Origin of the sequence: uncultured Intestinimonas sp. (assembly GCF_944387725.1) — a bacterium.
In the GTDB taxonomy this organism is placed as follows: Bacteria; Bacillota; Clostridia; order Oscillospirales; family Oscillospiraceae; genus Intestinimonas.
Map to the genome: position 1 here is coordinate 1 of NZ_CALXGA010000030.1, position 23,646 is coordinate 23,646.

Below are 23,646 nucleotides of genomic sequence, written 5' to 3' on the forward strand. Positions count from 1 at the left end.
TACGCCTTGCGTTTCTTTTCTTTTTTCATATCCACATTCTACTACTTCTTTCCCCATTTGTGAATACGGTTTCTAAGGTTTGACCCTTAGGCTTCCTTCTTTTTTACTTTTTGGATTGGTTGATGGAGTTTATGAAGGAAACGCGCGGAAATAAGAATAAATTGAGGTTGATTGTAAAGTTAATCTGACTATTGTTGATATTTTGTGGGATTGCTTTAGATATGCCTCTGCACGACTGATATCGACTGCTTCCTCTTCAAAAATTCTTCCAGCTTCCTCATGAAGTTGTCCGCTCCGGGCTTTTCCGGGCCTGGAAAATGTGGTATGCTGGAGGAGAATCCATGCTGCAAGGAGATGCGCCTATGAAAGCACTGATCACCGGGGCCAGCTCAGGTATTGGCAGGGACCTTGCCCGCTCTCTGGCCGCCCGGGGCTGCGCCCTCATCCTCACCGCCCGGCGGGAGGACCGCCTCCGGGCCCTGGCGGAGGAGCTACCTGTGCCTGCGAAGGTCCTTCCGGCGGACCTGGCAGACCGGGCCCAGGTCCAGGCCCTCTACGAGGCCGTCCGGGGGGAGGACATCGACATTCTGGTCAACAACGCCGGCCGGGGGCTCTTCGGCCCCTTCGACGAGACCAGCCTGGAAGAGGAGCTGGCCATGCTGGACGTGAACATCTCGGCCCTCCACATCCTGATGAAGCGCTTCCTCCCGGACCTGAAGGCCAGGGGGCAGGGCCACATCCTCAATGTGGCCTCCTCGGCGGCCTTTCTGCCGGGGCCCCTCCTCTCCTCCTACTACGCCTCCAAGGCATACGTCCTGCGCCTGTCCGAGGCGGTGGCCGAGGAGCTCCGCCGCTCCGGCAGCGGGGTGAAGATCAGCGTCCTCTGCCCCGGCCCGGTCAGCACCGAGTTTGACCAGCGGGCCGGCGTCTCCTTCTCCCTCCCGGCGCTCCAGAGCCAGGCGGTGGCCGAGTACGCCGTCACCCGGATGCTCCAGGGAAAGCTCCTCATCATCCCCGGCGCGGGCATGAAGACGGTCCACGTCCTCCAGCGCCTCGCGCCGGACAAGCTCCTGGCCCGGATCTGCTGGCATGTCCAGCGGCGCAAGCAGGGGTAAGGCCCCGGAAGAGGCCGCGCCAATACAACCCGGCGGAGGCGCACCATGCGCCTCCGCCGGGTTGTGCCGGTTCAGTTGGGCTTTAGGATCTCGCTCAGGTCCACCTCAGCAGCGTCCTTCCACAGGCGCTCCAGGTCATAGAACTTTCTCGCCTCATCCATGAACAGGTGGACCACCACCGAGGAGAAGTCCAGCAGAATCCAGGCGCCGCCCCGGTGGCCTTCAATGTGGTGGGGCAGCTCTCCGTGCTCCTTCATGACCTTCTCGCACTCGTCGGACAGAGCCTTGACCTGGGTGGTGGAGGTGGCGGTGCAGAGGACAAAGTAGTCCGCCAGGGTGGTGAGGGCCCCGGTCTCCAGGACCTTGATGTCCTGGCCCTTCTTGCTGTCCAGGGCCGCCGCGAGGATTAGAGCCGTTTCCTTTGGCGTCATTGGGCGTTCGCTCCTTTTTTATCTCATTGGTTACAGCAGGGGGATGCCCTCCGGAGGGCTGTCCTGGCTCCCGGCGTCCGGGGTGGGAGTGGTTATGGCCGCCGGGGGCGGGGTCAGCAGCGGCAGGTCCGGGTCAATGATGGGGGTCTGCGCGGGACTTGTCTGGGGGGACTCCGCCGGTGGGGGCGTCTGGAGGGCTTCCCCGCCGGTGGGGGGCGTATCCGGGCCGGGTGCCGGACTTTCGGTTCCGCCGGGGCTGGTGGAGATGCCGGGGCTGGGGAAAATGTCGGGACTGGGGGAGATGTTGGGACTGGAGGATGCGTCCGGGCCGGGGGATTCGTCAGGATCGGGAGATGCCTCCGGGTCAGGAGATGCCTCCGGGTCTTCGGTCTCTGCGGGCAGGGGGCTCTCGGAGGGCTCCTCGGTCTCCTGGGGCCGGTTCCGATATTCCAGCCAGGCGGTGTTGTGGGTGCGGTCCTCCAGGACGCCGGTGCTGGAGCCGATGGTACCGTCGGAGTTGACATACATGATGTCCAGCTCCCGGGAGCCCAGGTCCTCCAGGTAGGGGTTGAAGCACTCGTTCACCAGGTCCACCAGCTCACGGGTGTTGGGGACCACATAAGACTGGTACTGGGCGCTGGTCCCCGCGTAGGAGCGGCTCCAGACGTTCCGGGCGGTGCAGGGCATGGTGACGAAGTTGACGCTGTCCATGTCCAGGGTCTGGCCGCTGTCGTTGCCCAGAACGGCCTGTTGGGCGAACCAGAGCAGGTTGGGGATGGTGAGGTTGGTGGTGACGTTGTCGGTGAAGACCCGGGCCAGATCGCCGATGCGGGTGACGTTGGTGATCTGGAGGCACTGCTCCACCACCGCCTTGAGGAAGCCCTGCTGGGTCTCAATGCGGCCCAGGTCTCCGGTGCTGTAGCCGTTGGGGCCGTCCCGGAAGCGGACCACCTGCATGGCCTTGTCACCGTCCAGGAGCTGGTAGCCGGGGTCCACGTCAATGAGCAGGTCCTGGGTGGGGTCCCAGTAGTACATGTCCCGGGGCACATCGTACCACACGCCCCCCAGGGCGTCCACCAGCTCGCCCACGGCCTCCCACTCCACCACTACCTGGAAGTCGGGGACGAAGCCCACCAGCTGGCTGATCTCATTATCCAGGGCCTCGATGCCGTCCTCGCCGCCGCCGTACCAGTTGTAGACGGAGTTGATGCGCTTGATGTCCCAGGAGACGTTAACCATGGTGTCCCGGGGGATGCTCATGACGTTGAGCTGCTGGTTGGGCACGTCGTAGGCCGCCAGGAGGATGGTGTCGGTGTTGCCGCCGCCGCCGGTGTCCCGGCCGATGACCAGGAAGGTGAAGAAGTCCTCCTTCCGTCCGCTGCCGTAGACGCTGGGGGTCTCGCCGTCCAGGCCCTCCGGGCTGCCGCTGACGGCGGGGAGGTTGGGGATATCCGGCGTGGTGGGCACCGTGGGCTTGACGAAGAGCAGCCGGGACGCGGCGAAGACCGCCACCACCAGGAGGGCCAGGACGGTCACCAGAACATAGACCACCCGCAGGACCTTCTGCCGGGAGGTAAGCCTGGGTTTTCTGGGGGCGGGGGCCTGCCCGCCTGGCTTCTGGAGGCGGCTGCCCCCCTTGTTGGGTTCCTTGTCTGGGGTCATTCCTGTCGTCCTTTCAGATAATCCCGGGCCTGGAGGGTGTTTCGGTGGACGGGCATTCCCCGCTCCTCCATGTCCCGGATGGTCAGCTCGCAGCCCAGCAGGAGGGCGGCGTCCAAATCCGTATAGGCCAGACGCCGCAGCTCCTCCAGCCCCTCAAAGTCCGAGCGGGAGGGCTCGATATAGTCGGCCATGTAGAGCACCTTGGAGAGCAGGTCCATGTCGGCCTTGCCGGTGGTGTGCCAGTAGATGGCGTTGCAGACCGCCTCCGGCTCCCCGAAGACATGCCGGGCGATGGCCGCCCCCGTCTTGGCGTGGAGGAGCTTCACCGCCACCCGCTCCAAGTCGTCCAGTACGATATCATATTTCTCGCATAATTGCAACTGTTCTTCCAGGTTCAAATATTTGGTGCAGTCGTGGAGGATGCCTGCCCTCCGGGCCAGATGGGGATCGGCCCCCCAGCGCCGGGCCAGGCGCTCCGCCTCCTCCTCCACCCCCTGGATGTGGGGGATGCGCTTGGCCTTCACCATGGACAGGGAGGCGCAGCGCAGGTCGTCGTCGTCCAGGCGCCGCAGGTCGGCCTCCACGCCGTAGAGCCCCTGGCGGAGGATGTAGCCGTAGACCTGGCGCCAGAGGACCTCCCGGGCCCTGGCCCGGTCGGTTTGCAGCAGGGCGCGAACCTGGGTAGAGGACAGGTCGATGATCTGAGGGAGGGGAACGACGGCCGTCCGGGCGCCGAAGGCCGTCTGGAGGCGGTCCGCCTGGGCCTCCAGGGGGGCTCCGGCGTCCGACTCCCGACGGGCGAAGGCGGCCACCCCCGCCTGGGCCAGGATGCGCTCCGGCTCCCGCCAGCTCTGGAGGGTCAGGAACATGTCCGCACCCATCAGCAGCCAGAGCTCGTCGTCCGGGAAGCGCTTCCGGAGGGCCTCCACGGTGTCGGCGGTGTAGCTCTTGCCCGCCCGGTCCAGCTCGATGCCGTCGGCCTGGGCCAGCTCGTGCTGTCCCGCCTCCAGGCACAGCCCGTCGGCCGTCAGGGCGGCCATGGCCAGCCGGTCCCGGGCGGAGACCGCGTCGGGCGGCAGCTCCTTGTGGGGGGGCTCCGAGGCCGGGATGAATAGGACCCGGTCCAGCTCCAGCCGCGCCGCGGCCGCCCGGGCCGCCTCCATGTGCCCCAGGTGGGGCGGGTCAAAGGTCCCTCCGTAGATGCCAATTTTCATCGCGCACACTCCCCTTTCCGCAGACTTCCTCCTTTTGTACTTGGACGGTGCAATTCACGCTTTTGTTTGCGCCGCAGCGGCGGCGGGGGAACAAAATTTGTCAGCTCCGCTTGTCCTTTACCAGAACGATGCGGTCCTTCTTGTCCTTTTTATGACTTTGACGGTACAGCACAAATTTTGTTCCGATGACCTGCACCACCTCGCTGCGGGTGGCGCTGGCCAGGGCCTCGGCAGTCTCCCGGGGGGTGAGCATGGCGTTCTCCAGCACCCGCCCTTTGATGAGCTCCCGGGCCTCCAGGGCGCCGTCGGCCTGCTTGACCAGGTTCTCTTTCAGGCCGTCCTTCCCCACCTGGAGGATGGTGTCGATGCGGTTGGCCAGCCCCCGGAGCTGGGCCCGCTGCTTGCTTGTCAGATCCATAATGCACTCCTTTGCGGTTTGATTTCTGCCTCAGCCCTTTTCCGCCAGGTAGGCCGCCAGCTTCTCCTGAAAGGCCTCCAGGGCCTTTCCCCGGTGAGAAATGGCGTTTTTCTCCTCCGGGGTGAGCTGGGCGAAGGTCTTCTTTTTCTCCGGGACGAAGAACACCGGGTCATAGCCGAAGCCGTTCTCCCCCTGGGGGGCATAGGCCAGGGCGCCGGGGCACTCCCCCCGGGCCGAGATGACGTCTCCGTTGGGCATACACAGGGTGATGACCGAGACGAACCTGCACCGCCGGTCCAGCTGCCCCCGCATGTTCTCCAGCAGGAGCCGGTACCGGCCCGCGTCGTCCAGGCCCTCCCCGCCGTAGCGGGCGGAGTAGACGCCGGGGGCCCCGTTCAGGGCGTCCACCGACAGGCCGGAGTCATCGGCGATGGCGGGCAGGCCTGCGGCCTCCATCACCGCCCGGGCCTTCAAAAGGGAGTTTTCCTCGAAGGTGGCGCCCGTCTCCTCCACTTCGACGTCCACCCCCGCGTCGGACTCCAGGACCACCTCCACCCCCTGGGCGGAGAGGATGTCCCGCATCTCTACCAGCTTATGCTGGTTTTTGCTGGCAAGCACTACTTTCATGGCTCAACCTCCCAAAGCGGCCCGCTGGATCGCCTGGATCTCCCGGATGCCCCTGGCGCACAGGTCCACCAGGGTCCGCTGCTCCTCCACGGTGAAGGCCCGGCCCTCGCCGGTGGCCTGGAGCTCGATGAGCTCCCCCGCCCCGTTCATGACGCAGTTGAGGTCCACCTGGGCCGCCGAGTCCTCCTCATAGCACAGGTCCAGCAGCAACTCGTCCCCCACCAGGCCGGCGGAGACGGCGGCCACGCAGGTGGTCAGGGGCAGCTCGGCCAGCACCCCCCGCTCCACCAGATTGTGGAGGGCGCAGGAGAGGGCCACATAGCCCCCGGTGACGCTGGCGGTACGGGTGCCGCCGTCCCCCTGGAGGACGTCGCAGTCGATGGTGACGGTGCGCTCCCCCAGCTTTTTCCGGTCCACGCAGGCACGCAGGGCGCGGCCGATGAGCCGCTGGATCTCCGCCGAGCGGGGGGCGAGCTTGAGCTTGGAGATGTCCCGCCGGGACCGCTCCCGGTTGGCCCGGGGGAGCATGGAGTATTCGGCGGTGACCCAGCCCTCCCCCTCCGGGACATGGGGCGGGGTGCGCTCCTCCACCGAGGCGGTGCAGATCACCACCGTGTTGCCGCAGCGGACCAGGCAGGAGCCCTCCGCGAATTTGTGGATGCCGGGCGTCAGCTCCAGCGGGCGGAGCTGGTCGTTGGCCCGGCCGTCAATTCTTGCCATGGGTCATAACCTCCCAAGGGGCGCCTGCGCCCCGCTCTTTTTATACCAGCGCCTGGACAAAGGCCCCGGCGTCGAAGGGCCGCAGGTCCTCGATGCCCTCCCCCAGGCCCACGTATTTCACGGGAATCTGGAGGGCGTCGGCAATGGCCACGGTGATGCCGCCCTTGGCGGTGCCGTCCAGCTTGGTGAGGACGATGCCGGTGACCCCGGCGGCCTCCCGGAACTGCCTGGCCTGGATGAGGCCGTTCTGCCCGGTGGTGGCGTCCAGCACCAGCAGGGTCTCCCGGCTGCACCCCGGCAGCTCCCGGTCAATGACCCGGGAGATTTTATTCAGTTCGTTCATGAGATTCTGCTTGTTGTGGAGCCGCCCGGCGGTGTCCACCAAAATGACGTCGGTCCCCCGGGCCCGGGCGGCGCTGACGGCGTCGAAAACCACGGCGGCGGGGTCGGCCCCCTCGTGCTGCTTGACAATCTCCACCCCCGCCCGCTGGGCCCAGATGGTGAGCTGGGCGGCGGCGGCGGCCCGGAAGGTGTCTCCGGCGCCGAGAAGGACCTTCTTCCCCTGGGCCTTGAGGGCAGCGGCGAGCTTGCCGATGGTGGTGGTCTTACCCACCCCGTTGACCCCGATGAAGAGGATCACCGAGGGCCGGGTGTCCAGCCGGAGGCCCGGGTCCCCCACCTCCAGCATCTCCCGGAGGACCTGTCGGAGGCAGTCCCGGACCTCCTCCTCGCTCCTGCGCTTCTCCCGCTTCACCCGCTCCTTCAAGGCCGCCACCGCCTTGAGGGTGGTGTCCATGCCCATGTCGGAGAGAATCAGCCCCTCCTCCAGTTCCTCATAAAAGTCGTCGTCCACAGCGGAAAAGCCGGAGAAGAGGTTCAGCTTTTTAATTTTATCAAAAAAACCCATGGGTCAGTCATCCTTTTGTTCAAATTTTCCCTGCCGCCGGGGGGATTCCCAAAGTCTCTGTCACTCGAGGTGCAGTTCCTTCTCCACGTCGTTGAGGTTGATGGTCAGCAGCCGGGAGATCCCCTGCTCCTGCATGGTGACGCCGTAGAGGACGTCGGCCTCCTCCATGGTGCCCCGGCGGTGGGTAATGACGATAAACTGGGTCTTGCCGCTCATGCCCCGCAGGTAGCGGGCAAACCGGGCCACGTTGGCGTCGTCCAGGGCGGCCTCAATCTCGTCCATGACGCAAAAGGGGGTGGGCCGCACCTTCAAAATGGCGAAGTAGAGGGCGATGGCCACAAATGCCTTTTCGCCGCCGGAGAGGAGGGAGAGGACCTTCAGGGCCTTACCCGGGGGCTGGACCCGGATCTCGATGCCGCAGTTTAAGATGTCGTCTGGGTCGTCCAGCTCCAGGGCGGCCCGTCCGCCGCCGAAGAGCTCGCAGAAGGTCTCCCCAAAGGCGGCGTTGATGATGCCGAACTGCCGGGAGAAGATGGCCTTCATCTCCCCGGTGATCTCGGCGATGACCCGCTCCAGCTCGTCCTTGGAGCGCTGTACGTCGTCCCGCTGGCCGGTGAGGTAGGTATAGCGCTCGTTGACCCGCTGGAACTCGTCGATGGCGTCCAGATTGATGTTGCCCAGGCCGGAGATGGTCCGCTTGAGCTCTCCCACCCGCTTCTGAGCCTGGGCGGCGCTCTCCAGCTCCAGGCGCTGGGCCCGGGCTGCCTCGTGGGAGAGCTCGTAGGTCTCCCACAGCTTGTCCAGAAGCTGCTGCTCCTCCAGGCCGGCGGCCACCTTCTTCTGCTCCAGCACCGAGACCTCCCGCTCCAGGTTCAGCAGCTCGCTGTTCTTGTCCCGGCTCTCCCGGTCGGCCCGGTTCCGCTGGGCCTCCAGCTCCAGCTTCTCCTGGTTGAGCCGGGCCACCTGCTCCTTCCGGGTCTCATTTTCCGCCCGAATGGCCTGTAAACGCGCCTCCTGGGCCCCGATCCGGCCGGTGAGGTCCCGGTTCTTGTCCTGGAACTCCTGGAGGACCCCCTCACGCTGGGCTCTGTCGCCGGTGAGGTCCCGGCGGAGCGCCTCCAGCTCCCCCAGGGCCTTGCGGGAGGCGGCGTCCTCCGCCTCCAGGGAGGCCAGTTCCAGGCTGAGCCCGGCGATTTTGGCGTTCACCGCCTCCATCCTGGCCCGGATCTCCTCCTGGCCGGCGGCCTTGCCCTGGGCCTCCGCCCGCAGGGCGGCGGCGGAGCCCTCCAGGGCCTCGATGCGGGCCCGGGCGGCGCCGGTGTCTGCCTCGGTCTGGCGGGATCGCTCCTCCACCTGGGCAAGCTCCCCCCGCTGGGCATTCTGCTGGGCCTCCACATCGGACAGGCTCTGGCCCTGGGCGCTCCATCGCTCCTCCAGCTGAAGGAGCCTGCTCTCCAGCTCCCGGCGCTGGGCCTGGGCGGTCTCCAGGTCGTAGGCAGCGGCGGTGGCCTCCCGCCGGGCCTCGTCCAGGGCCCGGACGGCCTCCTCCAGCTCCCGCCGGAGGCCGTCAATCTGGGTGTTGAGCCGCTCCAGCTCATTGGCCCGGCTGAGGATGCCCGCCGAGCGGGAGGCCGAGCCGCCGGTCATGGAGCCGCCGGGGTTGAGAACCTGCCCGTCTAGGGTTACCACCCGGAAGCGGTAGCGGTATTTCCGGGCCATGGCGATGGCGGCGTCCAGGTCCTGGGCCACCACCACCCGGCCCAGGAGGTTGGAGAAGACCCGCTGGTACTTGGGGTCAAACTCCACCAGCCGGTCCCCCATGCCCACAAAGCCTGGCTCGTCCTCCACCCCGGCGTCCCGGAAGTCGGAGGGCCGGATGGAGCTCAGGGGCAGGAAGGTGCAGCGCCCGCCGTCCCGGCGCTTGAGAGCCTGGATGGCGGCCTTGCCGTCCTCCTCGGACTCCACCACAATATGCTGCATGGCGCCCCCCAGGGCGGTCTCAATGGCCACGGTGTAGGGGTCCGGCACATGGACCAGCCCCGCCACCGGGCCGTGGATGTGCCGCAGGCTCCCCCGCTGGGCCTCCCCCATCACCAGCTTCACCGCCTTGGAGTAGCCCTCGTAGACCTTCTCCATCTCGGCGAGCATGTGGATGCGGGAGGAGAGGGCGTGCTCGTCCATGCGGAGCTTCACCTGGAGCTCTTCGGCGGCCTTGACCTTCCGCTGCCGGGCCTCGGCCCGGAGCTGGTGGCCGCTCAGGACGTTCCCCAGGGCGTCCCGGTCCTCCCGGGCCTGGTCCAGCTCGGCCTGGGTGGCGGCGGCCTCCTCCCGGAGGCGGGCCAGCCGGGCCTCCCCGGCGGCCAGGTCCCGGCGGATGGACTCGTCCCGGTCCAGCAGCTCCTGGGCGGCGGCGGCCAGGGCGGAGAGGAGTGCCTTGGCCTCGGCGGCGGAGGCGGTCTCCACCGCCTCCTTCTCCCGCAGGGCCTCCAGCTCCCCCTGGAGGGTGCCGGCCCGGCTCCGCTCGTCCCGGTCGGACCGGCGGGCCTCCTCCAGGGCGGCCTTCAGGGCCTCCATCCGGGCGGCGATCTCGTCCAGGCGGGCCTGCCGCTCTCCGATCTGGGCGGCGATGGATCCGGCCCGGCCCTCCTGAGCCTCCAGCTCCTGCCGGACCCGGCCGGCGCTCTCCAGGTTGCTCTGAATCTGGGCCTGGAGGACGGCGATGGCCCGCTGGCACTCGTTGGCGTCGGCCTCCCGCTGCTGCATTCGGAAGCGGATGCCCTCGGCCTCTATGTCCTTTTCCCGCATCTGGGCGGCATAGCCCTCGGCGGCGGCGTAGAGGGCCTCCAGCCGGCTCTGGGCCTCCTCCTTCTGGCGGACGGCCTGCTCACAGTCGATGTTGAGCTTGACGGCGCCGGCCCGGATGCGGTCCAGCTGGTCCATCCACAGGGAGATCTCCAGCCCCCGGAGCTCATCCCGGAGGATAAGGTATTTTCTAGCCTTCTCCGCCTGGGCCCGGAGGGGCTCCACCTGGAGCTCCAGCTCGTCGATTTTGTCGTTGACCCGCACCAGGTTTTCCTGGGTGCGCTCCAGCTTGCGCTCGGCCTCCTCCTTCCGGTGGCGGTACCGGGAGATGCCGGCGGCCTCCTCGAAGACCTCCCGGCGGTCGGCGCTCTTGACGGAGAGGATTTCGTCGATCCGGCCCTGGCCGATGATGGAGTAGCCCTCCCGGCCCAGGCCGGTGTCCATGAAGAGCTCATTGACGTCCCGGAGCCGGACGGCGTGGCGGTTGATGAAGTACTCGCTCTCCCCGGAGCGGTAGTACCGCCGGGTGACCATGATCTCGCTCTCCTCCATGGGGAAGAGGCGTCCGGTGTTGTCCAGCACCAGGGAGACCTCCGCAAAGCCCAGCTGCTTGCGCTTGGCGGTGCCGCCGAAGATGACGTCCTCCATCTTCCCGCCCCGGAGGGCCTTGGTAGACTGCTCTCCCATGACCCAGCGGATGGCGTCGGAGATGTTGGACTTGCCGCTGCCGTTGGGCCCCACAATGGCGGTGATGTCATGCTCAAAGGTCAGCACCGTCTTGTCTGGAAAGGACTTGAAGCCCTGAATCTCCAGCGCCTTTAAGTACACGAGCTCACCCCCAGGTTCTTATTCGCTTGAAAAAGGAATCTAATATATGATAGCGTTTTATTGTACCACACCATTTATTCCTTTTCAATATGATTAGATAACATTACGCCCGTCTCATAAAAGGATCCACCGGCTGTCTGGCAGGCTTCAAGATGGAAAAACCCTCTTACAAGGTCAAGCACAGTATAAGAGAACCCCGTCGAGAAGCAGACCATTTTCCCGGCCACGATGATCCTATCGCACATCAGTAAAAGCGGCGGAGCGCTCACCGCGCGGTGGAGGTTGCACAATATTTATTCACAAAATGGACAAAATTTCTTGCCCTAATTTGCGTATTTGGCAGAATCGTCAATTTATTCCCCTAAATCATCGGCAATCTTTGAGTAAATTGATGCCATGTGATTGTTAATTGCTGGGTTGTTACTGTTCGACAGGCAAGACCATATTCAAACCCTTTCCATGGGCATTGGATTCATGGAATGGTTTTGAATGTGGTCTTTTTTCTTTCTTCTAGGGCTTGTTTGAAAATTGGCGATATGTCCAGCAGCGAGGGATTTTGAGCCGCTGGCAAGCAATTTTTTCGCAGGAATCTTGGCGGATTTCAAGGAAAAATTGCGCCGTCCAGGGGGCAAAAGACCCGCTGATTGGGCATGTTGACATGTTTCAAACAAGCCCTAGTGAGGGTGAGCTTCGGTGGCCATCGTGGCGGCCCTGCCCATCCGTGCGGGCTTCCAGTTCAGCGCCGGCTTTGTGGACTGGGTCCTGAGCTTCAACGCTTCCTTCGCCGAAACCCCCTTGCTGCTGATCCCCATTGGCCTGGTGTTCTTCGTGGTGTACTACATGATCTTCCGCGTCGTGATTGTGGCTCTGAACCTAAAGACCCCCGGCCGCGAGGATGACGACAATGAGGCCGAACTCAGCATCGAACTGAGCGGCAGCGACTTCGCCGCCATGGCCAAGACCATCCTGGAAGGCGTCGGCGGCGCGGACAACGTGACCAGCATAGACAACTGCATCACCCGTCTGCGTCTGGAGGTGAAGGACCGCCTGCTGGTAGAGAAGAAGATTCGGGCTTCCGGCGCCGCCGGCGTCGTCCGTCCCGGCAAGACCAGCGTTCAGGTCATTATCGGGCCCAAGGTCCAGTTTTTGGCCGACGAATTCAAGAAGCTGGTCCGCAGATCTCCCCATCCCACGGCGGCGCCTGGGCCCACAAGGAGCCGCACTGCAATAATGACTGAAAACCGTGAACTGTCAGCAAAAAAGTCTCACCCTGCACCGCCTGGTGCAGGGTGAGTTCTTTTCTTGGGCCTTTTTTACGGCCCCTTTTTATCACTGATCCATTCCGCAGGCGGTGGCTTTCTCTGTGAGCACGCGCTCATGGGTCACTGCGTCATAGAACCGGAATCCGCCGGAGAAATTATAGCATGTGAAGCCGTGGCCGGACAGAATGCGGCAGGCGATGTAGCTGCGCAGGCCGCTCTGGCAGATCACATACACCGGCTTGCCGGGGTCCAGCTCGTCCAGATGCTCCCGCAGCTCATCCAATGGAAGGTTGAAAAATCCGTCGATGTGTCCCTGGGCATATTCCTCTGCCGTGCGGGTGTCCAGCAGGGTCACGCTGCCGTCCTGGGGCAGGGACGCCGCCTCCTCCAGCCGCCACTGCTTCAAAAGGCCCCGGGCGAGGTTGTCGATCAGAAAGCCGGCCATATTGACGGGGTCCTTGGCGGAGGAATAGGGCGGCGCATAGGCCAGCTCCAGCTCCTTGAGCTCCGTGGCCTTCATCCCGGCGCGAAGGGCGGCTGCCAGCACGTCGATCCGCTTGTCCACCCCTTCATAGCCCACAATCTGCGCCCCCAGCAGGCGGCAGGTCCCCGTTTCAAAGACCACCTTCATGGTCATCACTTTGCCGCCGGGATAGTAGCCCGCATGACTCATGGGAGACAAGATCACGGCGTCGGCGTCCAGCCCGGCCGCTCTGGCCTGGGTCTCATTGAGGCCGGTCAGGGCGGCGGTCATGCCGAACACCTTGAGGATGGAGCTGCCCTGGGCCCCTGTATACCGGCTGTCTCCGCCGCAGATGTTGTCCGCCGCAATCCGGCCCTGCTTGTTGGCGGGCCCCGCCAGGGCGACCACCGTATCCTGCCCGGTGACAAAATTCCGCACCTGCACCGCGTCGCCCACAGCATAGATGTCTGGCGCCGAGGTCTCCATCCTGTCATTGACCACGATGCTGCCCTTGACCCCCAGCTCCAGGCCGGCAGCTCCGGCCAGCCTGGTGTCCGGGGTGACGCCAATGGCCAGTACCACCATGTCGGCGCAGAGGGGAGACGCCTCCTCCTTCAGCAGCACCTTCACGCCGCCGTCCGTCTCTTCAAAGCCGTCTACGGTACGGCCCAGGGCCAGCTTCACGCCGTGCCGGCGCATTTCGCTCTGGAGAAAGGCCGCCATATCCGGGTCGAAGGGCTCCATCAGCTGCCCCACCTGCTGGACGATGGTGACCTCCATCCCCAGCTCCCGCAGGTTCTCCGCCAGCTCCAGGCTGATAAAGCCGCCGCCCGCCAGCACGGCGGACTTGGGATGGGCCTGGTCGATGTAGGATTTGATGCGGAAGGTGTCCTCCACTGTGCGCAGGGTGAACAGCCGGCTGATTCCCATGCCGGGAAGCCGGGGCTGGGCGGGCCGGGCCCCGGGCGAGAGGAGCAGCTTGTCGTAGGACTCCTCGAATTCCTCGCCAGTCTCCAGATTCTTCACGGTGACGGTTTTCCGCTCCGGGTGAAGGGCCGTGACCTCGTGGCGTACCTTCATGCGGACCCGGAAGCGGGTGTAGAAGCTCTCCGGCGTCTGGAGGGTCAGGGTCTCCGGGTCGGCGATGACACCGCCGATGTAATAGGGCAGGCCGCAGTTGGCGTAGGAAATGTACCTGGTCCGCTCAAATACCACAATCTCCGCCTGCTCGTCCAGCCTGCGAATACGGGCCGCAGCGGTGGCGCCGCCTGCCACGCCGCCTACAATGACAACCTTCATCTTATCGTTCCACCTTTCCCTTCCAGGCGGCGATGCCGCCGATATTTTTGACCTGTGTGTAGCCCAACCGCTTCAGGCCGCCGGCCGCCTGCTGGCTCCTGGCCCCGCTGTAACAGTAGACAAAGAGCGGGGTATCCTTTTCTTCTATCACGGAAGTGATGGTATGAATGGCTTGCAGCGGAACGTTTTTACTGCCGGGGATATGGCCCTCCCGGTACTCCTGCGCCGTGCGGACGTCCAGCAGAACCGCGCCGGGCGCGGCCTGATATTCGTCCACGCCCTGGGCGATGTCCGGGGGCTTTAAGAAATCAAACAAACCCATGGTCGGCCCTCCTTGTCTTTTTCTGCCAGGATAATAGCACAGTTTTCCGCCCCAGACTGTGATATTGTCACATTGCGGCCGCCCATGCCATACGGCCCGCCCGGGCCGGCGGCAAAAAGAGAGGCCGGACAGCCTCCCTACCATCTGTCCGGCCTGTGGTTTTTTCGCGCGGTGTGCATCGGAACCGGGCGGCGGTCAGCCGCCCATGTAGGAGAAGTGCATGTAGTCGTGGTAGCCTGCGGACGGATCGGCGTCAAAGGCCCAGGCGTCGCCGCCCCAGCTCCAGCCGTGTTCCGCAAAGATGCGGACCACCGAGCCGTCTTCGGGAATGGAATAGGGGCTCTCCGCCGGGTCCCAGAAGCTCCCGGCCAGGGCCTGGCCGTCCCGGACCTGGAAGTTTTCGTTGGCGTTGATGTCGATGGCCGTGCCGCAGTTGTGCTCGCCGGTGGCGGTGTCGCCCCGCCAGGCATAGCCTCCCACGCTGTGGATGGGGAATTGCTCCGGGTCGTTGTAGATCTCGGTAAAAATGTCCACCACGTCCTGGGCGATGGCGGCGTGGACCGTGAGGGACAGAGTGGCGCTGACCTTACTGCCGCTGCCGGAGAGCCGCCACACGGGGATGGAGACGGTGGTCATGGCGGCGGAGGCCTCGGCCTCATTCTCGAAGCGGCGCTTGTCCTCACTGCCGAAGAGGAGGAGGTACTTCCGGGGATTTTCTTCCGGGAACTGAAGCCAGAAGTCCTGGAGATAGTAGTCCTCCATGGCCGCCTCCCCGCGCTCCACCTTTTCCCAGAACTGCTCCTGCTGGATTTCAGCCTCGGTCATGGGCTCGAAGAGGAGGGTGTACTCGTCACTGATGGTACTAATCTGATAGCTGTAGGGGGTCACGTCGTTGTAGTATCCCACACCGCTGGTGTCGGCGGCATAGGAGACGCTGTAGCCCACCCTGGCGGTGGTCCGCTGGTCGGGGAGGATGGTCTCGCCGGTGACGCTGTTGACAAAATGGAAGACGACGGCCTTTTCCTCCCCTCTGCGCTCCTGGTCCACCTTTTCCAGCACCCGGACCAGGAGGGCCGCCCCGTCGGCCCGCTGGAGGGTTTCGTCACAGCCAAAGGAGCCGTCGGCCCGGCCCTGGACCACCCCGGCCTGCGCCAGGGCGGCTACGGCCTCCTGGTGGGCGGCGTCCATCTGGCTCCAGTCGGTGAAGGTGGAGGCGTCGGCGGCGTTCTGCATGGCGCCGTACCAGAAGTCCAGAATGGAATTGGAGGGCTCAGCCTCCTCTGGAAGGGCCCGGGCCAGCAGCAGGGCGGCGTCCTGCCGGGTGACGGGGTCGCTGAGGGAGCCGCCGCTGATGACGCTCAGATTGTCCTCCGGCAGCAGCAGCCCGCTGGACAGGGCGGCCTGAAGCCCCGCCTGGTCCCAGCTCAGGCCGGTGTTCAGGGCGTTTTCATAGGACCGGGCGGCAAAGGTCCGGGTAAGCATGGCCAGAAACTGGCCCCAGCTCAGGGTGCCGGAGGGGTCCATGAGGCCGTCTCCGGAGCCCTGGAGAATCCCCAGGTTGGCAGCCTCGGTCAAGGTGTCGTAGGCCCAGTGGGAGGTGGGCAGGTCGGTGTACCCCGCCGCCCGGACCGGGGCGGCCAGGGAGAGGCTCAGGGCCCCCGCCAGGGCCAGGGCGCGGATACGTTTACTAAGGTGCATGATGGTCTTCTCTCCTTTTCTCTCTTGATTTCCGGCAGCTGCCAAAGGCCGGGCAGGGGGAGCGCCGCCCTCCGGCGCGGTCATATGCTTAGTATAATACAGGTTTCGACCTTTCACAAGGGCAAACGGCCATATTTTCAGCGTGGTGTTCCCAAAGATAAATTGCCGTATCATCATGCGTACAGAACAACGCCGAACGCCCTGGGGCTATGGATGGGTGGGAGCTGCAAAAAGAGCGGCGGACTGCCTCGTGGGCAGTCCGCCGCAGCCTGTCGGAAAAGTCCTTCGGACTTTTTCGATGCAATCGAAAAAGTTCCCGACTGCACATGAAAGGGGGGCGCTCCGCCCCCCCCCTTTCACACTATCTCCCCGGTGCGTATCCGACCAATTTTGCACCTTTTTTGACAGCCTGAGGCGGCTTACAGCCCGCCCAGATACTGCCCCGCCTTGCTGGCGGCCATGGCGCCGTCGGCGGCGGCGGTGACCAGCTGCCGGAGCTCCTTGGAGCGGGTGTCGCCGGCGGCGAAGACCCCGGGAACGTTGGTGGCACAGTCCTCGCCGGCCTGGAGATAGCCGTACTCGTTGAGGGCCAGGGGCGGGGAGAACCGGGCATTGTCCGGGATCAGTCCCACCGCCGCGAAGACGGCGGAGACGTGGAGAATCCGCTGGTGCTCCGGGCCCATGAGGCGGACGGTCTCCACCTGCTGCTCTCCCTGAATCTCCAGGACCTTGTGCTCCATCAGAAGCTTCACGTTGGGCTTGTCCCGGAGGCCGTCCACCAGGTATTTCTGGGCGGTGAGCCGGTCCCGGCGGTGGATGAGCCAGACGGTGGGGCAGATGGAGGCCAGATAGACAGCGTCCTCCACAGCGGTGTTGCCGCCCCCCACCACGGCCACATCCTTGCCCTTGAAGAAGCTGCCGTCGCAGGTGGCGCAGTAGCTGACCCCCCTGCCCCCCAGCCGCTCCTCACCGGGGACCCCCAGCTTCCGGCGCTGGACGCCGTTGGCCAGGATCAGGGCCCGGCCCTGGAACCGTTCCTCCCCTGCCAGGACCACCTTCACGTCTCCCTGGTCCTGGAAGCCGGTGACGGCGGCGAACTGAATCTCCGCCCCCAGGTCCATACACTGTTGGTAGAGCCCCATGGCGAAGTCTGGGCCGGAGATGGACAGGGTGCCGGGCCAGTTCTCCACATGGGGGGTGGTGACGGCCTGGCCGCCGGGGACGCCCCCCTCCAGCACCAGGACGGAGTGGCCCGCCCGCCGGGCGTACAGGGCCGCCGTCAGCCCGGCGGGGCCGGCGCCCACGATGATAATGTCGTACATAGCAAAACCTCCCAGAAGGCAGTTGGATGTCTCTGCCCTCATTCTACCCCAAAAGCCGCCGGGAAGCAAACCTTTTTCCGAAGCTGACGGTGTCAAGTTGTTGCAGGAAACGGCGCGGGCAATTCATAGAATGAAAAGGGCGTCTATCAGATTGATATGCTCCCTCTATGAGAGACAGTGAAATAAAACACTGTCAAACATAGGAGGGAGCATTGTTATGCCGCAAAAGCAAAAACTAAGTTTAGAAGAAAAGGTCGAGATTATACGGGATTACCTCGAAGGAACGATTAGGGCTTGTTTGAAAATTGGCGATGTGTCCGGCAGCGAGGGATTTTGGGCCTCTGGCAAGCAATTTTTTCGCAGGAATCCTGGCGGATTTCAAGGAAAAATTGCGCCGTCCAGGGGGCAAAAGACCCGCCGGTTGGGCATGTTGACATGTTTCAAACAAGCCCTAACGCCGTTAGAATGTCTCCAATGTCGCCGCCGATGCAGATGGATTTTCCTTTGATCTCATCGGGAGCATACGCTTCTCCGTAATTCAGACAGGCATACGTCGCGTTCTTCCAGTCATGTACCATCCGCCAGAAGCTGTACTTGATAATTGCCGGCGTATTGAAGCCGACGGCCAGCTCCAAAAACAGCACATTCAAATCCTGATGTTCTCTCAGGAACGCGGCATATCGCTCCGAGGCGCGGCGCCAGCCCTCATCTTCAACGAACGTATCATCTATTCGAAGATTCGTAGTCATTGGCTTGTGACATCTCGGACAATAGGGAATCAGTTCGCTGGGAATCTCCATTTTCAGTGTGACACCTTCCGGCAAATCCAGTATGCCGTCCTGACCGATGACAAATCCCTGGGCTTCCAGCATTTTGCGGACCAGATCTTCATTGTCATAGGTCTGCCGGTGGCATGGTTCACTGCACTGATGCAAGCCAAAATCGCCCTGCGTGTAAAACAGTCTATGCCGATCAAATCCGGCCTTTTGAAAGCAGTGATCCACATTGGTGGTTAATACAAAGTAGTCCTTGTCCTTCACCAAATCATGCAGCTTGCTGTAGACCGGCTTCGGCGCATCCATATAGCGGTTGATCCAAATGCTTCGGCTCCACCATGCCCAGTGTTCTTCCAGTGTATGGAACGGGTAGAAGCCGCCGGAATACATATCCTGAATCTGATACTTCTCGGCAAAGTCTCGAAAATACTGATCGAATCGCTTGCCTGAATAGGAAAAACCGGCGGAAGTGGAGAGGCCGGCGCCAGCGCCGATCATGACGGCATCCGCGCTGTTCAATGCTTCTTGTAATTTGTGAAGGCCAGCTGTTGTGTCATCTGATCTGCGAATTTTCCATCCAAACATTATGTGCGCCGCCTTGCTTCGTGTTTCTTGAAACGCATCCATCTTTTGCTCGGTTTGTCTTGCAGTCATCAACAGCCAGACACCCCCAGAAGCTTTTGATAAATACGAAGGTCCACATTCTTGAACACATTGAAGATGACCCGAATGTTCGGTTTCTGTGCATTCAAAAAGGATGTCGCCGTTTGAACCGCTATTTCTGCGGCCTTTTCATGGGGAAAGTGAAATTCCCCCGTGGAGATACAGCAAAAAGCAATGCTCCGGCAGTTGTTCTCCACGGCAAGCTCCAGGCAGGAACGGTAACAGGAGGCCAACGCGTCACAGTCCTGTTTGCTGACCGGCCCATGGATAATCGGTCCCACAGTATGCAGGATATATTTGCTGGGTAAATTGAAAGCAGGCGTGATCTTTACTTGCCCCACAGGTTCCTCGTGGCCCTGTTTGCGCATCATATCATAGCAGTAGAGCCGTAATTGGATACCGCTCATCGTGCCGACGATATTATCGATACAGGAATGGAGCGGTTGGAAACAGCCCAGCATCCCACAATTTGCGGCATTTACGATTGCGTCTACCTTCAAGGCCGTAATATCTCCCTGCCACAATACCAGCCGGGAATCTCCAGGAATGGAGGGCAGCTTCGCACTATCCGTAATGCCGCGCCTGTCCCGCTCGTATTGCAGGTATTCATCCTGTATCTGGAGAAAGTCACGGCTGATCGGCTTTGGCATACGCACATTCATCAAACTGCGCAGTAAATTTTTCTGCTCCTGCTCATCGGAAGGAATCGAGATACCTGTATATCTCTCATCTTCAGCCAGCAACTCTTTCATTAAATAGATCCGCTGTTCATCATGCATCATTGCCGTGCGCTCCTTCCCGAACCAGCATTGCTCACTCTGATTTTCAAATAGGGCTTGTTTGATAAACGCAATGCCGCCGCTGTTCCCCGTGCGCCATGGGCCGATCTCCTGTCCATGATGCCCGCCGGACTACACAGCCCGGAGGGGGGTGCCAGCGCCGCAGTATGCCCGGTCTTCCAGCGGTTCGTCCGGCGGGAGGTAGGTCTGCCGCTGCTGTTCCGCCAGCATTTTCACAAATTCCGTGGCGGGGCGGCGCAGGATCTCTTCCGGTTTGCCGCACTGCTGCGCGGCGCCTTTGTCAATGACCAGGGTGCGGGTCCCCAGCTTGAGGGCCTCCGCAATATCGTGGGTCACAAACAGGATGGTAATGCCGCTCTCCCGGTGAATGCGTTGAATCTCATCCTGCAGCTGGCCCCGGGTAATCTCGTCCACCGCGCCGAAGGGCTCGTCCATCAGCAGGAGCTCCGGTCCGGCCGCCAGGGCCCGGGCAATGCCCACGCGCTGGCGCTGGCCGCCGGAGAGGGTGCGGGGATACCGGCCCGCCAGCGCCGGGTCCAGTCCCACCCGCTTCAGAAGGGCGGCGGCCTTCTCCCGGCGCTGGGCGCCCTTCCACCCGCGCATTCCGGAAATGGAGGGCACATAGGCGATGTTTTTCTCCACCGTCATGTGGGGGAACAGCCCCGTGCTCTGGATGGCGTAGCCGATGCGGCGGCGCAGGGCCACCAGGTCGGTTTGCGCCACATCCTCCCCCTGGACCAGAACCCTGCCCGCGTCCGGTGCAATCAGACCGTTGACCAGCTTCAGCGCGGTGGTCTTGCCGCAGCCGGACCGGCCGATGATGGTCAGGAATTCCCCGGGAAATACCTCCAGCGAGAAGTCCCGCAGGACGGCCTGACCGCCGTAGGACTTGCATACCCCTTCAAACTGAATGATTGGCTGTGTCATATCACTCCTCCAGAAGGCCCTTCTGGATCAGAAAGTCCCGGGCCACGTCCCGCTCATCCAGGCCCTCTACCTCCACCTGATAGTTCAGCGCGGCCATCTCCTGATCGGTGAGGATGCCGTCCATCTGCATCAGAGCCTCCTCCAAGCCGGGGAATTTCTCCAGGGCGTCCTGCCGCACCACAGTGGAGCAGAAGTAGTTGACCTGTAGATGCTTGTCATCCTCCAGCGTCACCACATTCGTGTCTGGGTTTGCCAGCTGGGCGTCGGTGGTAAAGGCGTTGGTCACGTCGATGTCGCCGCTGGCCAGGGCCTGATATTTCAGCCCGATGTCAATGTCCACCACATTGCCGAAGTCCAGCCCGTAGGTCTCGCAGAGGGTGGAGAAGCCGTCCTCCCGCTCCATGTAGTCGGGGTTGCCGCCGAAAGTCAGCTCGCCCGCCGCGGCGGCCAGGTCGCTGGTGGTCTTCAGGCCGTACTCGTCCGCCACAGCTCCCCGGACGGCGATGGTGAAGGTGTTGTTGAAGCCGTACATCCCCACCCAGGTCATGCCGAAGTTCTCCTCATACTCCTGCTTCAGTTGGGTGAACATCTCCCCGTCGTCCACACCCTCGGCCTGGTGGTCCAGCACAAGCACCCAGCCGCTGGAGGTGTACTCTGGATAGAGGTCGAACTCACCCTTTTCCATGGCCGGCTGAATGTTGCTGGTGCCGCCGCCCACACCCTTGGTGATCGCCACGTCGTAGCCGGCCTGCTCGATGAGAAGGCCCAGCATCTCCCCCAGGATGTACTGTTCCGTCATAGGCTTGGTGGCGATGCGCACCGGATCGCCAGAGGCTTCGGATCCGCTTCCAGAAGAGGCGGGTTCCCCGCCGCATCCGGCCAGGGAGAAGAGCAGCGCGGCGGTCAGGCCAGCAGCCAGCAGTCGTTTGCCAAGTTTCATAATTTAAGATCCTCTCTTTTTAAAATACCGCTCCAGCGCCCCCAGCGCCAGATCGCAGACAATGGCCAGCAGGGCGATCAGGATACTGCCCGCCGCCGTCATGGCCGGGTTATAGATGGTGATGCCCCGGTAGATGGCCACCCCAAGGCCGCCGGCTCCCACAAAGGAGGCGATGCCGGCCACGGAGATGGTCATAACCACCATGTTCCGCACCCCCGCCAGGATGACCCCCGCAGCCATGGGCAGCTTCACCCGCAGCAGTTCCTGCATCCGGGTGCTGCCCATGCCCTTTGCCGCCTCCAGGATATCCGGGTCCAGGGTGGTGAGGCCCACATAGGTGTTGCGCACCATGGGCATGACCCCGTAGAGGGTCAGGGCGATGACAGCAGTCCGATTGCCGATTCCGGTGAAGGGGATCAGAATACCCAGCAGGGAGATGGCAGGGATGGTGTAGAGCACATTGCACAGCCCCATCACCGGCGGCGCGAAGGGGGGATGCTGGGCGATCCACACCCCCAGCAGCAGGCCAATGGAGCCGGACATGAGGATGGCGGCCAGGGCCAGGCTGATATGGGCCAGCAGCAGCTCCCCGAACCAGTCCGCCCGCTCCGCGTACAGGGCAAAAATTTCCCGCAGCAGTTCCATGGGGGTTACGGGTGCAGGCGGCGCACCGCGCCCACCGGGCAGAATTCCACGCACCGGCCGCACTGGAGGCAGTGCTCCCAGTTAATTTTGTAAGGTGTCCCCTCGGCAATGCACTTCTGGGGGCAGGCCTTAGCACAGGCGCCGCAGCCGATGCAGGAGTCCTGGATTTCAAAGCCGTTGTGCTCCTCCGCGTCGCCGCCGTAGGCGAAGGTCTCCCGTGAAATGGGGTAGTGGAGCAGGTCGAACCATTCCCCGCGGCCCTCATAAATATGGAAAGCATCCAGAATGTAGCGGCTCTCGCCGGGATAGACCTCGTTCATACCTGGATTGTGCGCAAAGACCTTGTCCACCCACTTCTTGTCCGCAATCCGCAGCTTCCCCTCGAATTTCAGGGACTGGCAGTCCGGGCACATGGCCGCCAGGGCGATCTCACCGGTCTCCACCAGCTGCTTGTAGAAGGGCTTGCCCTTGGAGGTGACGATGTACATGCCGTCATCCTCCGCCAGCATCACATTGATGATCCGGGCCTGGGGATGGCCGACTGCGTCCACGGTGGCGGCGGTGGCGATTTTCACCTGACGAAACAGATCCACATACTTTTTCGCTTTGTCATTCATTGGAAGATTCCTCCCCGCTTGGTTTTCTTGTTTGTATTGTAACACAGTTTCATGTCGCTGAAAAGTACGCACAATATTGTGCCATGGTTACCAAAAGGATACCATGCGTCTTGCTGCGTCTGCTGTCAAAGCCTTGTCCCATGCGGGTTCTACGGATTTTTAACTATGCGTCTTACACCATCTTCTTTCATCTTGTTTCCCGTAATTGGTGTAAATTCCGAGGGTTGATTGTACAATCAACCAAAAAACTTTTGTCAACAGGACATTTATCGAAAACCACCTTGAAAATATACTGGTTTAGGACAGCTTTTTCACCTTTCCATACATATATACCAAGGCTTGCTGACCAAGATATTAGGGCTTGTTTGAAAATTGGCGATGTGTCCAGCAGCGAGGGATTTTGGGCCGCTGGCAAGCAATTTTTTCGCAGGAATCCTGGCGGATTTCAAGGAAAAATTGCGCCGTCCAGGGGGCAAAAGACCCGCCGGTTGGGCATGTTGACATGTTTCAAACAAGCCCTAGAACGTCACCAGGGAGCACTTCATATTTCTTCGCGTATTCTCCATTGCACCGGTTTGCTTGGTAACTATTTCCTGTTAAATTTTGTATGCGGATAATTGGAGCGCCAGTATCAGACCAGTCCGATGGCTTAAAAGCGTATCCATTGATATAGGTCGTAACATCCCCCAGCCTCGCCATCACACCATCCCCTCCAGCTCATCCGGCCCCCGATGAATCTCTGTCTCCTGGTCTTCGTGCCTTTTAGTTTATCAAGACTCCGCTGAACCGTCAATATGGCATCGGCCGAGAGGGGGCCAAGGGGCGGGTGACACGCCGCACTCGCCTCTCCCTTTGGGAGAGGCGCCGCCGCAGGCGGGAGCGGAGAGGACCCTCTCAGTCAACTTCGCTGTGACGGGCGTGTTCGGACGAATTTTACTGTAGGTTTGTCAAGTATATTGGACGGCGAAGTCACAAGGAGAAAGCCAGTCAAGCGGCCTCATAGGGAAGTTGTTAGAGCGGCGGTTGTGAGCAGCGAGCTGCTTGGCGAAGTCATCCAGGGAATAAAAGCTGCGGCAGGAATAGAAGCGCTTCTGGTCCTCGCGGTGGCTGCGCGCCACCTTGCCGTTGTGGCGAGGCGTGTAGGGCCGGATGCGCTGGCGGATACCCAGCTGGGCGGCGGTGGACTCA

19 protein-coding genes and 2 pseudogenes are annotated in these 23,646 nt (G+C 62.6%); 2 read left to right on the forward strand and 19 right to left on the reverse strand.

Features of this window, described 5'->3' with window-relative positions; translation table 11 throughout:
- The first annotated feature begins 362 nt into the window (after positions 1 to 362).
- Positions 363 to 1,115, forward strand: a complete 753-nt coding sequence (locus Q0K09_RS05970; RefSeq protein ID WP_294474190.1) for an SDR family oxidoreductase — start codon at positions 363 to 365, stop codon at positions 1,113 to 1,115.
- A gap of 71 nt (positions 1,116 to 1,186) precedes the next feature.
- On the opposite strand, the gene rsfS is transcribed toward Q0K09_RS05970, so the two are convergent.
- The 8 genes from rsfS to smc all read right to left on the reverse strand — a co-directional run bounded on the left by rsfS (position 1,187) and on the right by smc (position 10,724).
- The gene (rsfS, locus tag Q0K09_RS05975; RefSeq protein ID WP_294474194.1) at positions 1,187 to 1,546 is read right to left on the reverse strand and encodes a ribosome silencing factor; all 360 of its coding nucleotides are present in this window, start codon (positions 1,544 to 1,546) and stop codon (positions 1,187 to 1,189) included.
- A 30-nt stretch (positions 1,547 to 1,576) separates the two neighbouring features.
- Positions 1,577 to 3,208: an LCP family protein gene (locus tag Q0K09_RS05980; protein WP_294474197.1), complete on the reverse strand. Its 1,632-nt coding sequence runs from the start codon at positions 3,206 to 3,208 to the stop codon at positions 1,577 to 1,579.
- Complete coding sequence (yqeK, locus tag Q0K09_RS05985) at positions 3,205 to 4,422, reverse strand: bis(5'-nucleosyl)-tetraphosphatase (symmetrical) YqeK (RefSeq protein WP_294474202.1); 1,218 nt, start codon at positions 4,420 to 4,422, stop codon at positions 3,205 to 3,207. Before yqeK ends, Q0K09_RS05980 begins: the two co-directional genes overlap by 4 nt.
- Before the next feature lie 100 nt (positions 4,423 to 4,522).
- Positions 4,523 to 4,840, reverse strand: coding sequence for a ribosome assembly RNA-binding protein YhbY (gene yhbY, locus Q0K09_RS05990; RefSeq protein ID WP_294474204.1), 318 nt, complete (start codon positions 4,838 to 4,840; stop codon positions 4,523 to 4,525).
- A 30-nt stretch (positions 4,841 to 4,870) separates the two neighbouring features.
- Complete coding sequence (locus tag Q0K09_RS05995; RefSeq protein ID WP_294474207.1) at positions 4,871 to 5,467, reverse strand: XTP/dITP diphosphatase; 597 nt, start codon at positions 5,465 to 5,467, stop codon at positions 4,871 to 4,873.
- Between the two features lie 3 nt (positions 5,468 to 5,470).
- Positions 5,471 to 6,187: a ribonuclease PH gene (gene rph / locus Q0K09_RS06000; protein WP_294474212.1), complete on the reverse strand. Its 717-nt coding sequence runs from the start codon at positions 6,185 to 6,187 to the stop codon at positions 5,471 to 5,473.
- 40 nt (positions 6,188 to 6,227) lie between these two features.
- On the reverse strand, positions 6,228 to 7,094 hold the full coding sequence (gene ftsY, locus Q0K09_RS06005) for a signal recognition particle-docking protein FtsY (protein WP_294474217.1): 867 nt from the start codon (positions 7,092 to 7,094) through the stop codon (positions 6,228 to 6,230).
- A 60-nt stretch (positions 7,095 to 7,154) separates the two neighbouring features.
- Positions 7,155 to 10,724 carry a chromosome segregation protein SMC gene (smc, locus tag Q0K09_RS06010; protein WP_294474219.1) on the reverse strand — a complete coding sequence of 1,190 codons (3,570 nt, stop codon included), beginning with the start codon at positions 10,722 to 10,724 and terminating at the stop codon, positions 7,155 to 7,157.
- Positions 10,725 to 11,414: 690 nt separating this feature from the next.
- Here smc and Q0K09_RS06015 point away from each other — a divergent pair.
- Positions 11,415 to 11,897 (forward strand): annotated as a pseudogene (locus Q0K09_RS06015) (glucose PTS transporter subunit EIIB); the annotation flags it as partial.
- Between the two features lie 156 nt (positions 11,898 to 12,053).
- Here the strand turns inward: Q0K09_RS06015 and Q0K09_RS06020 are convergent.
- The 11 genes and pseudogenes from Q0K09_RS06020 to Q0K09_RS06070 form a co-directional block, all read right to left on the reverse strand.
- Entirely contained in the window at positions 12,054 to 13,748 is a 1,695-nt protein-coding gene (locus tag Q0K09_RS06020) for an FAD-dependent oxidoreductase (RefSeq protein ID WP_294474222.1), read from the reverse strand.
- Position 13,749: 1 nt separating this feature from the next.
- Positions 13,750 to 14,070, reverse strand: coding sequence for a rhodanese-like domain-containing protein (locus tag Q0K09_RS06025; protein WP_294474224.1), 321 nt, complete (start codon positions 14,068 to 14,070; stop codon positions 13,750 to 13,752).
- Positions 14,071 to 14,265: 195 nt separating this feature from the next.
- The gene (locus Q0K09_RS06030) at positions 14,266 to 15,768 is read right to left on the reverse strand and encodes an S-layer homology domain-containing protein (protein ID WP_294474228.1); all 1,503 of its coding nucleotides are present in this window, start codon (positions 15,766 to 15,768) and stop codon (positions 14,266 to 14,268) included.
- Between the two features lie 419 nt (positions 15,769 to 16,187).
- On the reverse strand, positions 16,188 to 17,090 hold the full coding sequence (locus Q0K09_RS06035; RefSeq protein ID WP_294474231.1) for an FAD-dependent oxidoreductase: 903 nt from the start codon (positions 17,088 to 17,090) through the stop codon (positions 16,188 to 16,190).
- A gap of 440 nt (positions 17,091 to 17,530) precedes the next feature.
- Complete coding sequence (locus Q0K09_RS06040; protein ID WP_294474247.1) at positions 17,531 to 18,451, reverse strand: Sir2 silent information regulator family NAD-dependent deacetylase; 921 nt, start codon at positions 18,449 to 18,451, stop codon at positions 17,531 to 17,533.
- A 68-nt stretch (positions 18,452 to 18,519) separates the two neighbouring features.
- The gene (locus Q0K09_RS06045) at positions 18,520 to 19,311 is read right to left on the reverse strand and encodes a protein-ADP-ribose hydrolase (protein WP_294474234.1); all 792 of its coding nucleotides are present in this window, start codon (positions 19,309 to 19,311) and stop codon (positions 18,520 to 18,522) included.
- A gap of 129 nt (positions 19,312 to 19,440) precedes the next feature.
- Positions 19,441 to 20,256, reverse strand: coding sequence for an ABC transporter ATP-binding protein (locus tag Q0K09_RS06050; RefSeq protein ID WP_294474237.1), 816 nt, complete (start codon positions 20,254 to 20,256; stop codon positions 19,441 to 19,443).
- 1 nt (position 20,257) lies between these two features.
- Positions 20,258 to 21,196, reverse strand: coding sequence for a glycine betaine ABC transporter substrate-binding protein (locus tag Q0K09_RS06055; protein WP_294474241.1), 939 nt, complete (start codon positions 21,194 to 21,196; stop codon positions 20,258 to 20,260).
- Between the two features lie 3 nt (positions 21,197 to 21,199).
- Positions 21,200 to 21,841, reverse strand: coding sequence for an ABC transporter permease (locus tag Q0K09_RS06060; RefSeq protein WP_294474243.1), 642 nt, complete (start codon positions 21,839 to 21,841; stop codon positions 21,200 to 21,202).
- A gap of 5 nt (positions 21,842 to 21,846) precedes the next feature.
- On the reverse strand, positions 21,847 to 22,458 hold the full coding sequence (locus Q0K09_RS06065; RefSeq protein WP_294474244.1) for a 4Fe-4S binding protein: 612 nt from the start codon (positions 22,456 to 22,458) through the stop codon (positions 21,847 to 21,849).
- Between the two features lie 947 nt (positions 22,459 to 23,405).
- Positions 23,406 to 23,646: pseudogene (locus Q0K09_RS06070) on the reverse strand (IS481 family transposase); the annotation flags it as partial.

What these genes read in the sequence shown, in the direction of transcription:
- Q0K09_RS06035 (WP_294474231.1), bottom strand. Translation starts at nt 17,090, where the DNA reads ATGTACGACATTATCATCGTGGGCGCCGGCCCCGCCGGGCTGACGGCG.
- Q0K09_RS06030 (WP_294474228.1), bottom strand. Translation starts at nt 15,768, where the DNA reads ATGCACCTTAGTAAACGTATCCGCGCCCTGGCCCTGGCGGGGGCCCTG.
- rsfS (WP_294474194.1), bottom strand. Translation starts at nt 1,546, where the DNA reads ATGACGCCAAAGGAAACGGCTCTAATCCTCGCGGCGGCCCTGGACAGC.
- Q0K09_RS06060 (WP_294474243.1), bottom strand. Translation starts at nt 21,841, where the DNA reads ATGGAACTGCTGCGGGAAATTTTTGCCCTGTACGCGGAGCGGGCGGAC.
- Q0K09_RS06055 (WP_294474241.1), bottom strand. Translation starts at nt 21,196, where the DNA reads ATGAAACTTGGCAAACGACTGCTGGCTGCTGGCCTGACCGCCGCGCTG.
- Q0K09_RS05980 (WP_294474197.1), bottom strand. Translation starts at nt 3,208, where the DNA reads ATGACCCCAGACAAGGAACCCAACAAGGGGGGCAGCCGCCTCCAGAAG.
- Q0K09_RS06040 (WP_294474247.1), bottom strand. Translation starts at nt 18,451, where the DNA reads ATGTTTGGATGGAAAATTCGCAGATCAGATGACACAACAGCTGGCCTT.
- yqeK (WP_294474202.1), bottom strand. Translation starts at nt 4,422, where the DNA reads ATGAAAATTGGCATCTACGGAGGGACCTTTGACCCGCCCCACCTGGGG.
- Q0K09_RS05970 (WP_294474190.1), top strand. Translation starts at nt 363, where the DNA reads ATGAAAGCACTGATCACCGGGGCCAGCTCAGGTATTGGCAGGGACCTT.
- rph (WP_294474212.1), bottom strand. Translation starts at nt 6,187, where the DNA reads ATGGCAAGAATTGACGGCCGGGCCAACGACCAGCTCCGCCCGCTGGAG.
- Q0K09_RS06065 (WP_294474244.1), bottom strand. Translation starts at nt 22,458, where the DNA reads ATGAATGACAAAGCGAAAAAGTATGTGGATCTGTTTCGTCAGGTGAAA.
- Q0K09_RS06050 (WP_294474237.1), bottom strand. Translation starts at nt 20,256, where the DNA reads ATGACACAGCCAATCATTCAGTTTGAAGGGGTATGCAAGTCCTACGGC.
- Q0K09_RS06020 (WP_294474222.1), bottom strand. Translation starts at nt 13,748, where the DNA reads ATGAAGGTTGTCATTGTAGGCGGCGTGGCAGGCGGCGCCACCGCTGCG.
- yhbY (WP_294474204.1), bottom strand. Translation starts at nt 4,840, where the DNA reads ATGGATCTGACAAGCAAGCAGCGGGCCCAGCTCCGGGGGCTGGCCAAC.
- ftsY (WP_294474217.1), bottom strand. Translation starts at nt 7,094, where the DNA reads ATGGGTTTTTTTGATAAAATTAAAAAGCTGAACCTCTTCTCCGGCTTT.
- Q0K09_RS06025 (WP_294474224.1), bottom strand. Translation starts at nt 14,070, where the DNA reads ATGGGTTTGTTTGATTTCTTAAAGCCCCCGGACATCGCCCAGGGCGTG.
- Q0K09_RS06045 (WP_294474234.1), bottom strand. Translation starts at nt 19,311, where the DNA reads ATGATGCATGATGAACAGCGGATCTATTTAATGAAAGAGTTGCTGGCT.
- Q0K09_RS05995 (WP_294474207.1), bottom strand. Translation starts at nt 5,467, where the DNA reads ATGAAAGTAGTGCTTGCCAGCAAAAACCAGCATAAGCTGGTAGAGATG.